At 60.2% G+C, this 14,512-nt stretch carries 11 protein-coding genes; 8 read left to right on the forward strand and 3 right to left on the reverse strand.

Annotated features, from left to right (window positions below; translation table 11 throughout):
* Window positions 1-13: 13 nt before the first annotated feature.
* Window positions 14-652, reverse strand: coding sequence for a DUF3047 domain-containing protein (locus GS_RS05855; protein WP_010941830.1), 639 nt, complete (start codon window positions 650-652; stop codon window positions 14-16).
* A 172-nt stretch (window positions 653-824) separates the two neighbouring features.
* Between GS_RS05855 and GS_RS05860 the strand changes: the two genes are divergently transcribed.
* The 3 genes from GS_RS05860 (at window position 825) to GS_RS05870 (ending at window position 5,135) form a co-directional block, all read left to right on the forward strand.
* A complete protein-coding gene (locus GS_RS05860; protein WP_010941831.1) occupies window positions 825-2,957 on the forward strand; it encodes a thioredoxin domain-containing protein in 2,133 nt (710 codons plus the stop codon).
* A 74-nt stretch (window positions 2,958-3,031) separates the two neighbouring features.
* Entirely contained in the window at window positions 3,032-4,597 is a 1,566-nt protein-coding gene (gene murJ, locus GS_RS05865; RefSeq protein WP_010941832.1) for a murein biosynthesis integral membrane protein MurJ, read from the forward strand.
* 130 nt (window positions 4,598-4,727) lie between these two features.
* On the forward strand, window positions 4,728-5,135 hold the full coding sequence (locus tag GS_RS05870; RefSeq protein ID WP_235044984.1) for a methylated-DNA--[protein]-cysteine S-methyltransferase: 408 nt from the start codon (window positions 4,728-4,730) through the stop codon (window positions 5,133-5,135).
* Window positions 5,136-5,418: 283 nt separating this feature from the next.
* On the opposite strand, the gene mazG is transcribed toward GS_RS05870, so the two are convergent.
* Both mazG and tgt read right to left on the reverse strand, forming a co-directional pair.
* Window positions 5,419-6,210: a nucleoside triphosphate pyrophosphohydrolase gene (mazG, locus tag GS_RS05875; protein ID WP_010941834.1), complete on the reverse strand. Its 792-nt coding sequence runs from the start codon at window positions 6,208-6,210 to the stop codon at window positions 5,419-5,421.
* Between the two features lie 68 nt (window positions 6,211-6,278).
* Window positions 6,279-7,385: a tRNA guanosine(34) transglycosylase Tgt gene (tgt, locus tag GS_RS05880; RefSeq protein WP_010941835.1), complete on the reverse strand. Its 1,107-nt coding sequence runs from the start codon at window positions 7,383-7,385 to the stop codon at window positions 6,279-6,281.
* 533 nt (window positions 7,386-7,918) lie between these two features.
* On the opposite strand from tgt, the gene GS_RS05885 reads away from it, so the two are divergent.
* The 5 genes from GS_RS05885 to ftsH all read left to right on the forward strand — a co-directional run bounded on the left by GS_RS05885 (window position 7,919) and on the right by ftsH (window position 14,508).
* A complete protein-coding gene (locus GS_RS05885; RefSeq protein WP_010941836.1) occupies window positions 7,919-8,581 on the forward strand; it encodes a succinate dehydrogenase cytochrome b subunit in 663 nt (220 codons plus the stop codon).
* Between the two features lie 10 nt (window positions 8,582-8,591).
* Window positions 8,592-10,505 carry a fumarate reductase/succinate dehydrogenase flavoprotein subunit gene (locus tag GS_RS05890; protein ID WP_010941837.1) on the forward strand — a complete coding sequence of 638 codons (1,914 nt, stop codon included), beginning with the start codon at window positions 8,592-8,594 and terminating at the stop codon, window positions 10,503-10,505.
* Window positions 10,505-11,266 (forward strand): succinate dehydrogenase/fumarate reductase iron-sulfur subunit, encoded by a 762-nt coding sequence (locus GS_RS05895; RefSeq protein ID WP_010941838.1) that lies wholly within the window; start codon window positions 10,505-10,507, stop codon window positions 11,264-11,266. The genes GS_RS05890 and GS_RS05895 overlap by 1 nt, the downstream gene beginning before the upstream one ends.
* A 304-nt stretch (window positions 11,267-11,570) precedes the next feature.
* Window positions 11,571-12,488: a CRISPR system precrRNA processing endoribonuclease RAMP protein Cas6 gene (gene cas6 / locus GS_RS05900; RefSeq protein ID WP_010941839.1), complete on the forward strand. Its 918-nt coding sequence runs from the start codon at window positions 11,571-11,573 to the stop codon at window positions 12,486-12,488.
* Window positions 12,489-12,654: 166 nt separating this feature from the next.
* Complete coding sequence (gene ftsH / locus GS_RS05905) at window positions 12,655-14,508, forward strand: ATP-dependent zinc metalloprotease FtsH (protein WP_010941840.1); 1,854 nt, start codon at window positions 12,655-12,657, stop codon at window positions 14,506-14,508.
* The last annotated feature ends 4 nt before the right edge of the window (window positions 14,509-14,512 follow it).

Genomic DNA, 14,512 nt, shown 5'->3' on the forward strand with positions numbered 1-14,512 from the left:
CTACAGAGGGGGATTATTTCTCCGCCAGCACGATATCCCCGTACCAGGCAGCCGCCTCCCCGCCGGTGTTGTCGGAATCGGTCATGAGCGCCACACCCTCAGCCCTCGGTGGCTCCTCGCCGAAGAGCCTCACGTAGTCTTCGTAGACGTTCCTCTCTTCTGAAAGCCATCTCCCCGCGCCGGCGGCGCCGCTTTCCACCGCCACCATCATTACGTTCTTCGGGGCGAAGGCGTTTGGAATCGAGGCACCCTTCGGAAGCCGGTTTGCCCAGATGTAGTTGATCGCCCGCGTTTGCCAGAAGAAGGTGCCGGGGAAAATTACGTAGACCCGCGCCGCGTAGTCGTCTCCCTCCTTGACTCCCTCGTTCCCTTTTGTCAGCGTGCCGGCGACCTTCCACGACCAGCGCAGCCAGGGTTGCGTTTTGGGGTCGAAACTCATCGTTCTGATCAGTCCTGACGCTGAGCCCCGGCTCTCCGCCTTCAGAACAGTCCGTTCCCCGTCCTTCACCAGCGAGTAGACGGTCTTCCGCTTCCCACTGAAGGTCTGCTCTTCCCACCCCGACAGGTCTCCGGCACTGAAGCGGCCCACCGTCATGGCGGCCGCAGTGCCGGACAGGGCCAGCAACAGGGCTATAACGACGATTCTTCCCATGGCGTTCCTCCCGTGACACCTAGTGTAGCAGGTCGGGCATGGGGACGGAAGATTCGTCGATGACATAAACCCACCGCCAGCGGTTGCCGTTCCCTCCGGTCTGATAGACTTGTCACTGGACAGGCGACATGACCTTCACGCCGGCATGTGACCGGAAGGGGAGCGAAAACCCATGGGCAATGAAGCGCGGCACCACGATGAACAACGGATCGAGCGCATCTTTTCGGCGGACCGGCGGACGCTCCCGCCTGACGGCGGTCCACACTTCAACCGGCTCATCTTTGCCACGAGCCCCTATCTCCTCCAGCACGCCGACAACCCGGTGGAGTGGTATCCCTGGGGAGAGGATGCCTTTGCGCGGGCACGGGCGGAGGATCGTCCGGTTTTCCTTTCCATCGGCTACGCCACCTGCCACTGGTGCCACGTCATGGCCGCCGAGTCCTTCGACGATGACGAGGTGGCCGCGGTCCTGAACCGGGAGTACGTGCCGGTGAAGGTTGACCGGGAAGAGCGCCCCGACATAGACGATACCTTTATGCGCGTCGCGCAGATGATGAACGGCAGCGGCGGCTGGCCTCTCACCATCATCATGACCCCCGACCGGCAACCTTTTTTTGCAGCCACCTATATTCCCCGGCGCTCCCGGGGCGGCATGCCGGGGCTGATCGATCTCCTGGAAAAGATTGCCGAGGTCTGGCGACAGCGGCGGGACGTGGTCAGGCAGAATTGTTCCGCCATCATGGATGCCCTGTCGCGGTTCAACTCCGTCCGTCCAGCCGCCGCCGAGGATGAGGCGCCGCTCCACGGCGCACGGCAGCAGCTGGCGGATATCTATGACAAAGAGTTCGGCGGCTTCGGCGGAGCGCCCAAATTTCCCATGGCCATGAACCTCTCCTTTCTTCTGCGCTACGGCCAGCGATACGGCGACGGCGAGGCCGTGGCCATGGCCACGGATACCCTCACCGCCATGGCGCAAGGAGGCATCTGGGACCACCTGGGCGGCGGCTTCCATCGCTACACCGTGGATGGCCGCTGGCTCGTGCCGCATTTCGAAAAAATGCTCTACGATCAGGCCCTCTGCACCCTTGCGCTGGTCGAGGCCGCACAGGTTACGGGGAACAGTGTCTTCAGGGAACTGGCAAAGGAAACCTGCGGCTTTGTCCTGCGGGAACTTTCCGCGCCGGCCGGGGGCTTCTACTCGGCTCTGGATGCCGATTCTGAGGGGCGGGAGGGGGCCTGTTACCTCTGGACTCCTGCCCAGGTGCGGGATATCCTCGGGGTGGCCGACGGCGAATTATTCTGCCGCCTCTATGCTGTTACCGCGTGGGGAAATTTCGAGGGTGCGAACGTGCTCCACCTTCCCCTTGCTCCCGATGCCTTCGCCCGGGACGAGGGAGTTGACCCCCTTCGCCTGCAGGAAAAGATTGCCCAGTGGCACATTCTGCTTCTGGAGGCGCGGGAGCGGCGGCCACGCCCCTTCCGCGACGAGAAGATCATCACCGGCTGGAACGGACTCATGATTGCGGCCCTGGCCCGCACGTTCCTGATCTGCGGCGATGAGCTCCTGCTGGAGGGCGCCGAACGGGCAGTGCGGCGTGTGTGCATTGATCTCCGTACGCCGGCGGGGCGGCTGGTGCGCAGCTGTCATCGGGGCGAGGCGAGCGGTCCCGGTTTCCTGGAGGACTATGCATTTTTCATTCGCGGCCTCCTTGAGCTGCACGAAGCCACTCTCGACCCCCGGCATCTGGCCCTGGCCCGTTCGCTGGCCCACGACATGCTCCGGCTTTTCGGTGACAGCGGGGGAGGGCTCTTTGATACGGGGAGCGATGCGGAAACGATCCTCGTGCGGGGCAAGGGCGCGCTGGACGGCGCCATCCCTTCGGGCAACGCCATGGCCGCATCGGTTCTGATCCGCCTCGGCAGGATAACCGGCGACGGCGTATTCGAGGAGGCAGGGCGCGGCATCATCCGGGCGTTTCTGGCCGGGGCAGCCCGACAGCCTGCAGCACACATCCATCTCCTCTGCGCCCTGGGCGAACTCCTGGCCGACCCGTTCGAGGTTGTGATCGCCGCGGCGACCAGGCCGCATGCCGTGCGGGAGTTGCTCTGTATCCTCGGTGGCCGCCTGATTCCCGGACTGGTCCTGATGGAACGGGAAGAGAATGCGCCGGCGCGGGAGGGGGGGGGAGGCGGGAGCATCGCCCGCGTCTGCGCGGGCAGGGTCTGTCTGCCGCCGGTCACGGCGCCCGAAGGGCTGGAGGAAATCCTGGCCAGGCACATAATCCGGCCGGTCCGACCGGGGTGAGTCACTGAAAAAGCTCCCAAATACCCGGCGACTGTGGTACATACCTCCCCTGATCACATTCTCCAGGGGAGCCCATGTCTGAAAAGAAGCAGATAGCCCGGGCTGCCGGCGTCCTCGGCCTGGCAACCATCGTCTCCCGCATCATGGGGATGGTGCGCGACATGGCCGTCTCCCGTTTTTTTGGCGCCGGCCTCCAGACCGACGCCTTCTTCGCTGCCTTCCAGATTCCCAATATGCTGCGCCGGTTTTTCGCCGAGGGTGCCCTTACGTCGGCATTCGTGCCGACCTTCTCCGAGTGGCACTCCCAGCGAAGCCCCGAGGAGGCGCGCGAGCTCGCCAACGTGTGCTTCACGCTTCTCACCATTGTCATGGCGGGCGTGACCCTGGCGGGGGTCCTGCTCGCTCCCGGCATCGTCTCGGTCATGTTTCCCGGTTTCAGGGCCGACCCGACCAAGTTCGGGCTCACGGTCTTTCTCAACCGGCTCATGTTCCCGTATATTTTCTTCATAAGCCTGCTGGCGCTCTGCATGGGGATACTCAATACGGTTCGCCACTTTTTCACCCCGGCCATCTCCACCGTGTTTCTGAACGTTTCCATGATTCTCTGTGCCTGGCTGCTTCGAGACCGGTTCGCGGTGCCGATCACTGCCTTGGCCGTGGGGGTCCTTATGGGTGGGGTCCTTCAGCTCCTCCTTCAGGTGCCGGTGCTCTACCGCAAGGGATTCCCGCTTCGCGTCCGTTTCGATCTCCACCATCCCGCGGTACGGCGCATCGCCCTTCTCATGGGGCCGTCGGTTTTCGGGGTTGGGGTCTACTACCTGAACATCACTGTGGGCAATATTCTTGCTTCGCTCCTTCCCGAGGGAAGCGTCTCGTACCTCTACTACGCCCAGCGACTGTTCGAGTTCCCTCAGGGGATCTTCACCGTTTCCGTGGCCCAGGCGGTTCTGCCGTCACTGAGCCGGCAGGCGGCGGCCGGCGACATGGATGCCTTCCGGGAGTCTCTCGTCTTCGGCCTGCGGCTCACCCTGTTCGTTACCATTCCGGCCACGGTGGGCCTTATGGTCTGCGCTACCCCCATTTTCAGCCTCCTCTTCATGGGGGGGGAGTTCGACTACGCCCAAGCCGCCAATGCGGGAATAGCCCTGTTCTACTACGCCATTGGACTTTCGCTCGTGGCCTTGGTGCGGGTTCTGGTGCCCGCGTTTTACGCTCTCAAGGATACGAGGACGCCGGTCATGGTCGCCTTCGTCGCCTTCATCATGAACGCCGTTGCCAGCCTCATCCTCATGAAACCTCTCGCCCATGGCGGATTGGCCCTGGCGTCCTCCCTGTCCGCCCTTGCCAACATGGGGCTCCTTCTGGTCCTCCTGCGGCGGAAGATCGGTCCGTTCGGCGGGAGGGCTTTGGTCCGTTCAGGCATGAAGGTTCTCGCGGCATCCCTGCCCATGGCGCTGGCGGTCCGTTGGATGGTGGCGCTCATCGATTGGTCACTGCCAGGGGAAAAGATGCTTAAGGGGGGAGTTCTGCTCGGCGCCGTGGGCGTGGGCATCGTGTTGTTTCTTGCAGCCGCCGCGTTGCTCCGCAGCGAAGAGACGCGCGAGCTGGCGGCACAACTCAGAAGGAGGTTTGCTCGATGACGGGAACAGCGGCGCGCGACGAGGTGTATGTGTCCTTTTTCGAGACGGCGGTGGGGGTCGGTGCCGTGGTGGCGGGCAGCGGGGGACTCAGGGAGGTGTTCCTCCCTTCAGGGTCGCCACGCGGGAGGATATGGTCGCGACCGTTCGCAGCCGCTACCCCCGCCAGGCAGGCGAAAATTCTCTCAGTCGCGAAGCGGCTCGCCAGCTTGTTGCGTACTTTGCAGGTGAGGCGGTTGAGTTCACGGTTCCTCTCGACGAGGAGCACGTCACGCCGTTTCGGAAAAAGGTGTACGAGATCGTACGCGGCATAGGGAGGGGGCAGGTCATGACCTATGGCCAGGTAGCCGTCGCCGCAGGCAGCCCCGGCGCTGCCCGGGGGGTTGGCTCGGCCATGGCCGCCAATCCCCTTCCCATTATCGTTCCCTGTCATCGGGTCGTGGGCGTTGGGGGAGCCCTTACCGGCTATTCAGGGGCCGGCGGGATCGACTCCAAGCGTTGGCTTCTAGAGCTGGAAGCAAGCACCGGGGCCGGAGAGTGAAAAATCGGGCAGTTATGCACAGTCTCTCGATAGAATCTCCGTTTTTGTGAAGCCAGGGTTGAACGGTTGAGTGATAACTGCCGGAAGTTCAAGGCTAACGGAAATTATTATTTTAAATCAATTGGTTATGTTGTGAGTAAAAAATGTGCAGAAGGTGAAAAACCTTTCGTACCAGTATCCGTTTAGCACCTTGTTCACATCGTTATCAACAGGTTATCCACATTTTTTGTGGAAAATTGGTTACGATTGTGAAAAACGTGCCAATTCCCGACTGTTGCGCTGCTCAAACCCCTGGTTCCTGCGCTTTTGCCTCTTCCCACAGGGCTTCCATCTCAGCAAGTGATGCATCCTTGAGCGCAACCCCGCGGCCGCCAAGCGTTTCTTCGATGTGGGAAAAACGGCGGGCAAAACGCTCAATGGTCTTGCGAAGCGCCTCTTCGGGGTTTAGGGCGAGAAACCGGCCAAGATTGACAATGGCGAACAGGAGATCGCCCAACTCGGCCTCCATGCGCTGCTGGTTCCCCGCGGCCATGGCCTCTTCGAACTCCGCAAGTTCCTCCATCACCTTGGCATGCACTTCGTCGACGCGAGCCCAGTCGAAGCCGACCCTCGACGCCTTCTCGGTGACTTTCTGTGCCCGCATGAGTGCCGGCAGGTGTGCCGGGACGCCGGCCAGGGCCGAGCGGCGTTCCTGAGCCTTTTCCTTCTGCTTGATCCGCTCCCAGTTTTCTATCTGCTCGTCGCTGGTGCGGACCACTTGGTCGCCAAAGACGTGGGGATGGCGCGACACGAGTTTCTCCGCCAGCGTTTCCAGTACGTCCGCCATGGCGAACGCTCCCCGCTCCTCTGCCACGACCGCGTGGAAGACCGGTTGGAGCAGAAGGTCGCCCAATTCCTCCCGGAGCATTTCAGGTGATTCGGCATCGATGGCTTCGATGACCTCATAGGCCTCTTCAAGCAGATAACGTTTGAGCGACTCATGGGTTTGCTCGGCGTCCCACGGGCATCCTCCCGGTCCGCGCAACCGCCGCATGATCTCCATGATTCTGCCGAAGCCGGCCTGTTCGTCCGTCATGGTGTCCGTTCCTCCAGGCAAAAGAGCACCCGTTCGGATGCCCTGGCATGTGTTCGCTTTAATCTTTCCTATTTACCCTTCAGGTAGCTCTCCAGGAAGTTCCGCTTATACTCGGCAAAGCGCTCCTCTTCAATGGCAGCGCGTATCTCCGCCATCATGTTCAGATAGAAGTGCACGTTGTGGATGCTCGCCAGGGTTGCGGAGAGTATCTCGTTGGCGTTGAAGAGGTGGTGGAGATACGCCCGGGTGAAGTTCCGGCAGGTATAGCAAGTGCAGTTGGGGTCGACGGGGTAGAAGTCGCGCCGGTAGTTACGATGGGTCAGGCGGATTTTCCCCCTGTTGGTGAAGAGGGTAGCGCTCCGGGCATAGCGGGTCGGTATCACGCAGTCGAACATGTCCATCCCCCGCTCCACGCTCTCCAGGATATCCTCCGGCAGTCCCACCCCCATGAGGTAGCGGGGCTTGTTCTCCGGGAGGAACGGGGCCGTGTACTCAACTACCTTTTTCAGCAGTTCAAGACCTTCGCCCACCGACACGCCTCCCACTGCGTAGCCGGGGAAGTCGAGCTGGACCAGTTCCCTGGCGCACTGGGCACGCAGGTCCTCGAATACGCTCCCCTGAACGATGCCGAACAGTGCCTGGTCCTTGCGTGTGTGGGCTTTCTTGCACGCCTCCGCCCACCTGATGGTCTTGCGGGTCGATGCCGCCGCGTACTTTTTGTCGCAGGGGTAGGGGATGCACTCGTCAAAAGCCATGATGATGTCGGCGCCAAGCGCTTCCTGGATCGCCGTGGCCCGGGCCGGGTCGAGGAACACTTCCTCGCCGCTCACTTCGTGGCGGAAGAAGACCCCCTCGTCGGTAATCTTCTTGTTGGGCAACGAGAAGACCTGAAAACCGCCCGAATCGGTCAGAATCGGTCCGTCCCATCCCATGAACCGGTGCAGGCCCCCGGCCTTGGCAATAAGGTCCTCGCCGGGGCGCAGGTGGAGATGGTACGTGTTGGAAAGGATGATCTGGGCTCCCGTCTCTTTGACCTGGGAGGGCGTCATCGCTTTCATGGCCGCGTGGGTGCCGACGGGCATGAAGATGGGGGTTTCGATGGTGCCGTGAGGGGTCGTGAGTGATCCTCGCCGCGCAGATGTCTTGGTGTCTTTTTTAATTAATTTGAATTTCATGTTGCCTTTTCGAGGAGGTTGTATTACAATTGCGCGAGAATATGGGCTTTTTGTACGCCTAAGTTGCTGCTTTTCCGTGATGTTCGGCCTTTGGTTGTATCAGAACGGCCATCAAAATGCAACGGGGCCGTGCCCCGACTCACGGGCACGCGAGCCGATTTGCCCGGCGGCCGCCTTTCTGTCCCTCTTTTGTGCTGCAGGCCGCGTTCTGCCACCGCCACCCCCGAAAGCAGACGGAAACTGGCTTCACGCTCTTTCCGACGATACTTTTTTATTGCTTTTTCCTAAAACGACGTTTAGTATACAGTATACAGTATTGAGATGAAAAAATATTAATCTGAATAGCATCTTCCGGAGTCAGGCTTCACTAAATCCTTGCAGGGGAGGGATCTATGGACAATTGTAAGGAATGGCGGGCGCCGCCCGGAATGTCTGAGTTTTCCCGTGAGGTCGCCGCGGTCCCGATGTGTGTCGGGCGGCGGTACGTGGTCTGAACCCAAAGAACAACTATCTACGCGCAAAGGGAAATCATTATGCAACTGTTCACGAGTTCTGTGGGAAGAAAAGTTCTGATGGCGATTACCGGCCAGTTCATGGTTCTGTTCGTCATCGTCCACATGCTTGGCAACTCATCCATCTTCATCCCCGGAGGCATCAATGCCTACGCGGAGCACCTGCACGCCCTTCCGCCCCTAGTCTGGGCCTTCCGTCTCGTCATGCTGGTTGCGGCAGGTATCCATATTCTGTTCGGTATCCAGCTGAGCCTTGAGAACCGCGCCGCCAACCCCGACACCTATGCGGTCAAGAATTACAAGAAGGCCACCATGGGGAGCCTGAGCATGCTGTACACAGGCCTCCTTTTGCTGTCCTTCATTATTTATCACCTCCTCCACTTCACCATCCGCGCTACCCCCGACATCAAGCTCGGCGTAGACAGCCTGGGCCGTTTCGATGTCTTCGGTATGGTGACCAACAGCTTCTCCCACGGCATTATCGCGTTCATTTACATCGCGGCCATGGTGGTTCTGTTTCTCCACCTCTCCCACGGAATCCAGAGCTTCTTCCAGACCATGGGGTGGAACAACGACAAGTCACTTCCGGTGTTCAGCAAAATCGGCATGATTGCCGCCGTGGTTCTGCTCCTCGGCTATGCGACCATCCCGTTCGTCATCGTCACCGGCATTCTGAAAGGTTAGGGGGTTCATAGTGATACTCGACGGAAAATGTCCGACAGGGCCAATTGAGAAAACGTGGGACAAGCACCGCTTCGACATGAAGCTGGTCAACCCCGCCAACAAGCGCAAGTACAAGATTCTCGTCGTCGGAACCGGTCTTGCCGGTGGTGCAGCCGCTGCATCGCTGGGTGAACTCGGTTACAACGTTGAGGCGTTCTGTTATCAGGACAGCCCGCGGCGCGCGCACTCCATTGCCGCCCAGGGCGGTATCAACGCAGCCAAGAACTACCCGAACGACGGCGACAGCATCTACCGTCTCTTCTATGACACCATCAAGGGCGGCGACTTCCGCGCCCGTGAAGCCGATGTCTGGCGCCTCGCTCAGGTGTCCAATAATATCATCGATCAGTGCGTAGCTCAGGGTGTACCCTTTGCCCGTGACTATGCCGGCTACCTGGACAACCGCTCCTTTGGCGGCGCCCAGGTTTCCCGTACCTTCTATGCCCGGGGGCAGACGGGGCAACAGCTGCTGCTGGGCGCCTATTCCGCTCTTGCTCGCCAGATCAAGGCCGGTACCGTCAAGATGTTCCCTCGCACCGAAATGCTTGATCTTGTTGTTGTAGACGGCGAGGCCAAAGGGATCACGATTCGCGATCTGGTCACCGGCGAGATCCGCACCCATGTGGGCGATGCGGTTGTTCTTTGCACCGGCGGCTACGTAAACGTCTTCTACCTCTCCACCAACGCAATGGGGTGCAGCGTTACCGCAGCCTGGAAGGCCCACAAGAAAGGCGCCTTCTTCGCCAACCCCTGTTACACCCAGATTCACCCGACCTGCATTCCGCAGCATGGTGACAAGCAATCCAAGCTCACCCTCATGTCCGAGTCGCTCCGTAACGACGGCCGCTGCTGGGTGCCCAAGAAGCAGGGGGACAACCGTGCACCGGGCCAGATTCCCGACGAGGACCGCGACTACTACCTGGAGCGGAAGTACCCCTCCTTCGGAAACCTTGCTCCCCGTGACATCGCGTCCCGCGCCGCCAAGGAACAGTGCGACGACAACCGTGGCGTCGGACCGGGCGGACGTGGCGTCTATCTTGACTTCGCCTCCTCCATTCAGCGCCTTGGTGAGAGCACCATCCGTGAGCGTTACGGCAACCTCTTCGAAATGTATGAGAAGATCACCGACGAGAACGCCTATAAGGTTCCGATGCGGATCTATCCGGCTCCGCACTACTCCATGGGCGGTCTCTGGGTCGATTACAACTGCATGAGCAACGTGCCGGGCCTCTTCGTTCTGGGTGAAGCCAACTTCTCGGTGCATGGAGCGAACCGTCTCGGCGCCAGCGCACTCATGCAGGGGCTTGCCGACGGCTACTTCGTCATCCCCTACACTATCGCCGACTACCTTGCCCGTATTACCCCGGGCAAAGTCAAGGCGGATCATCCGGAGTGCAAGAAATCGGTTGAGGATGTTAATAACGACCTCAAGAAGTTCGTGTCGATCAACGGCAAGAAGACGGTCACCGAGTTCCACCGCGAACTGGGCAAGATCATGTGGAACAACGTCGGTATGGCCCGGAGCGAGGAGAGCTGCAAGGAGGCACTCAAGGTAATCCCGCAGATCCGTGAGGAGTTCTGGAAGAACGTGAAGGTTAGCGGCTCCGGTGCTGAGTTCAACCAGCAGCTTGAGAACGCTGGCCGCGTAGCCGACTTCCTGGAGTTTGCCGAGCTCATGACGCTGGATGCCCTCCATCGCAACGAGTCCTGCGGCGGGCACTTCCGGGTCGAGCACCAGATGCCCGACGGCGAGGCCAAGCGGGACGACGAGAACTACTGCTATGCCGCCGCCTGGGAGTTCAAGGGTGTCGGCAAAGAGCCCGAGCTTCACAAGGAGCCGCTGAAGTTTGAAAACGTCCACCTTGCTATAAGGAGCTACAAATAATGAGCCATCACGACAAGAATATGACTCTTACCCTTCATGTCTGGCGCCAGAAGGGACCGAAGGACCCGGGGAAATTCGAGGTCTACGAGGCGAAAGACGTCAGTCCCGACCAGTCGTTCCTCGAAATGCTCGACGACGTCAACGAGGAACTCATCAAGCAGGGGAAGGACCCCATCGCCTTCGATCACGACTGCCGTGAGGGTATCTGCGGCATGTGCTCCCAGGTAATCAACGGCATTCCACATGGCGGCATGGACCGGACAACGGTTTGTCAGCTCCACATGCGGATGTTCAAGAATGGCGATGCCATCTACATCGAGCCGTGGCGTGCCCGCGCATTCCCGATCATCAAGGATCTGGTCGTTGACCGGGGAGCCCTCGACACCATTATCCAAGCAGGCGGCTACACATCGGCCCATACCGGCGGAGTTGCCGACGGCAATGCCCTTCTCATCCCGAAGGACGATGCCGATTACGCCATGGACGCTGCCGAGTGCATCGGCTGTGGTGCTTGCGTGGCAGGCTGCCCCAACGGGTCGGCTATGCTGTTCACCTCTGCCAAGGTGTCGCAGCTTGCGGTCCTGCCGCAGGGCAAAGCCGAAGCCACCCGTCGTGTCAAGGCAATGACCGAGACCTTGCAGGAGTGCGGTTTCGGTAACTGTACCAACCACTACGAGTGCCAGGCTGCGTGTCCCAAGGGGATCAACGTGAAGTTCATCGCTACGCTGAACAGGGAGTACCTCAAGTCTCTCTGCAAATAGCGGACGCACAGTGGTTTTCGTACACTGCTACAGATGAATGGAAGGGGCGGATTGACAATCCGCCCCTATTTTTTGTACACCGCAGGGTACGGTGGTGCCGGACCGACGGAGTACCCGGGATTGTACCGTGTCCTATGCGTATAGTCTTGCGAAGGAATTCCGTAGAATTATGTACGGCACAAAGGCGCTGCGATGAGGGGCCGTCAGCCAGTCTGCAGGCGTCACAACGCCAGCGGTGGCCACAAGGGCCGGAATTGCTGGCAGTACTGACCACACGGCACATGGGTCTGCTGTAGGAGCGGAGATGGGCGCTGCCATTGACATAACCTTTGTGAGGCTCTTGCTCTCCGGGGTGATCCGGGGGAGCGTACGTGATCCGTACGCCCTGTACCGGTGTCGTGAAAACTTTCAGGAGTCGCTCCTGCGTCTTTCTGGTTGCGGCGGTGAAGGGTGCCCCCGCTGCCGGGAAGGAAGTTGCGCCTATGGTAGCGCGTTTCTCCAACCGCTCGGCAACGATCCGACCGCGGTCAAGCGTCATCAAAAGCCGCCGGTTCCCTTTGCCTTTTCGTTTCCGGTTCTGGCAGATCAATCGGAGTTCGAGGTCGGGCTTACCCTCGTGGGGACGGCAATTAACCATGCCCCCCTTTTCGTGAAGTCTTTTGTCGGGATGCTGGAGGGTCTCGGCCTCAACGGTGACATAGCCGAACTTGTGCGGGTGGAGTCTGCAGGGTATTTCGGCGAACGGAGCCCCTGTCTGGTTGGAGAGGACACAAGCGCAGGCGCGGAACCCACAATCCTCTCGGGGGCCGGACTTGTGGAAAGCCGCATCCTGGGAGAAACCCTGGCGCTTTCCTTCAATACCCCCCTGAGGATCATCCAGGATGGTGCTCCGTTGCGGAGCTTTTCTTTTTCCGTATTTGCCCGGGCGCTCATGAGACGGGTATCGGCCCTTGCGTCTGCCTATTGCGACCGTGAGATCAATGATGACTTCAGATGGCTTGCGCAACTGAGCGCCGATGTGAAACCCGCCAGTCAGGCCATGCGATGGATCGACTGGCGGGAGGCGGACCGGCGCGGGCGCTATGGAGGGCTTGCCGGTCAGGCTATCGTTGCGGTGAGCGACGTGGAGGAGTTTATCCCCTATCTGCTGGTGGGAGAGTATCTTGGCGTGGGGAAAGGGGCTCCCTTCGGCATGGGGCATTTCCATCTGCACGGCTGTTGAAAAGCTGCGGTAGAGACCATTTGCTGCGTTGCGCCCCGTTCTACAGCCTGATGTACGGAGAAGTCGGCTGATCTTGCATTACAGGCCGTGTATGGTACGAATTAACAGACGTTGGCGCGCTCTCGCCCTACGAGAGCCGGACAGCGCATGATCAGGAGGTGGATGAATGGGGCAATCGGTCTGGAAACCGATACTCTGGATGCTTGGTCTGCTGGTGATATTCAATCTGATTTACACCTATGTTGCCCGCCAATCCGTCGATGGTGGCGCGGTCGTATCCTACAGCCGGTTCCGGGCCGAACTGGCGGCCGGTAACATCAAGCGTATAACGATCAAGGGCACCACCATCGCCGGCGATTTTCGCAATAAGATAACCGTTGACCAGCCTGCGGGCGACAAGACCGTGGCCCGCGAGACGGCCAAGTTTTCTACGGTAAAGCCAGCCATCGACGATCCTTCTCTCATGGCGGACCTCCAGGCAAAAAATGTCGAGGTGACCGCAGTGACGACGGAGACGTCGCCGATTGTCAGCGGGCTTCTCTATGTACTGCCGTGGATTTTGATCATCGGCGTCTGGTGGCTGGCCATGCGGGGAATGCGGGGGCAGGGACCCACGTCGGTCATGGGAAATTTCTCCAAGTCAGGTGCCAAGATGTACACTCCCAGCGCCAAGGTCAAGGTAACCTTCGACGACGTGGCCGGCATGGAGAACCCGAAGATGGAACTGAAAGAGATCGTCGATTATTTGCGTGATCCTAAAAAGTTCCAGCGAATCGGCGGCAAAGTGCCCAAGGGAGTGCTCCTGGTCGGGCCACCGGGCACGGGAAAGACCCTCCTGGCCCGGGCAGTGGCGGGTGAGGCGGACGTTACCTTTCTGAGCATCTCAGCGTCCCAGTTTATCGAGATGTTCGTCGGCGTCGGCGCCGGACGGGTGCGTGATCTCTTTGCCACGGCCAAGAAGTCGGCTCCGAGCATCATCTTCATCGACGAGCTGGATGCGGTGGGGCGCAGCCGTGGCGCCGGGCTCGGCGGGGGGCACGACGAGCGGGAGCAGACCCTGAATCAGCTTCTCTCCGAAATGGATGGATTCGACTCCCATGACGAGGTGATCGTCATGGCAGCCACTAACCGGCCCGACGTCCTTGATCCGGCGCTCCTTCGCCCCGGGAGGTTCGACCGGCACGTGGTCATCGACCGTCCCGACTGGCGGGATCGGGAGAAAATACTTCATGTTCACACCCGCAAGATTCCCCTCGACAAGGATGTGGATCTGGCCGTCATTGCCCGGGGAACGCCCGGCATGGCCGGTGCCGATCTGGAAAACCTCGTCAACGAGGCGGCCATCCTGGCGGCTCGGGAGAACGCCGCGACCGTTACCATGGAGCATATGGAGCGGGCCAAGGACAAGGTTCTCATGGGGGGAGAGCGGAAGATGTTCATCACGGAGCAGGAGAAGCGGATTACCGCCTATCACGAGGCAGGCCATACGATCGTGGCCAAGCTCCTGCCCGGAACCGACCCGGTCCACAAGGTGACCATCATTCCGCGGGGGCAGGCTCTTGGGGTAACTCAGCAACTACCCGAAGATGATCGCTACCACTACCCGAAGTCGTATCTCATGAACCGGCTGTCCGTGGCACTTGGCGGCCGGCAGGCGGAGCGGGCCGTGTTCGGCGATCTCTCCACCGGGGCCCAGAATGATCTCAAAATGGTCAACGATCTGGCGGAGAAGATGGTCTGCCAGTGGGGCATGAGCGACAAGATCGGCGCCATGACCTTCAGCCGTGGAGAGGAGCATCCTTTTCTCGGACGAAAGCTGGCCGAGGAAAAAACCTTCTCCGAGCAGATGGCGTGGCTCATCGATCAGGAAATCGCCGCCATCATTAAAGAAGCGGAGCAGAAGGCCGATAACGTCATTGCCAACAACCGCGGCAAGCTCGATGCGCTGGTGGATGCTCTCATGGAAGAGGAGACCCTGGACGGCAAACGCATCGACGAGGTCCTGGCCTCTGTGCCGTGACGGA

The organism is Geobacter sulfurreducens PCA (assembly GCF_000007985.2).
GTDB classification, from domain to species: Bacteria; Desulfobacterota; Desulfuromonadia; order Geobacterales; family Geobacteraceae; genus Geobacter; species Geobacter sulfurreducens.

Excerpts from the sequence above, each read along its gene's own strand:
- GS_RS05855 (WP_010941830.1), bottom strand. The coding sequence starts at position 652 with ATGGGAAGAATCGTCGTTATAGCCCTGTTGCTGGCCCTGTCCGGCACT.
- GS_RS05860 (WP_010941831.1), top strand. The coding sequence starts at position 825 with ATGGGCAATGAAGCGCGGCACCACGATGAACAACGGATCGAGCGCATC.
- murJ (WP_010941832.1), top strand. The coding sequence starts at position 3,032 with ATGTCTGAAAAGAAGCAGATAGCCCGGGCTGCCGGCGTCCTCGGCCTG.
- GS_RS05870 (WP_235044984.1), top strand. The coding sequence starts at position 4,728 with ATGGTCGCGACCGTTCGCAGCCGCTACCCCCGCCAGGCAGGCGAAAAT.
- mazG (WP_010941834.1), bottom strand. The coding sequence starts at position 6,210 with ATGACGGACGAACAGGCCGGCTTCGGCAGAATCATGGAGATCATGCGG.
- tgt (WP_010941835.1), bottom strand. The coding sequence starts at position 7,385 with ATGAAATTCAAATTAATTAAAAAAGACACCAAGACATCTGCGCGGCGA.
- GS_RS05885 (WP_010941836.1), top strand. The coding sequence starts at position 7,919 with ATGCAACTGTTCACGAGTTCTGTGGGAAGAAAAGTTCTGATGGCGATT.
- GS_RS05895 (WP_010941838.1), top strand. The coding sequence starts at position 10,505 with ATGAGCCATCACGACAAGAATATGACTCTTACCCTTCATGTCTGGCGC.
- cas6 (WP_010941839.1), top strand. The coding sequence starts at position 11,571 with ATGGGCGCTGCCATTGACATAACCTTTGTGAGGCTCTTGCTCTCCGGG.
- ftsH (WP_010941840.1), top strand. The coding sequence starts at position 12,655 with ATGGGGCAATCGGTCTGGAAACCGATACTCTGGATGCTTGGTCTGCTG.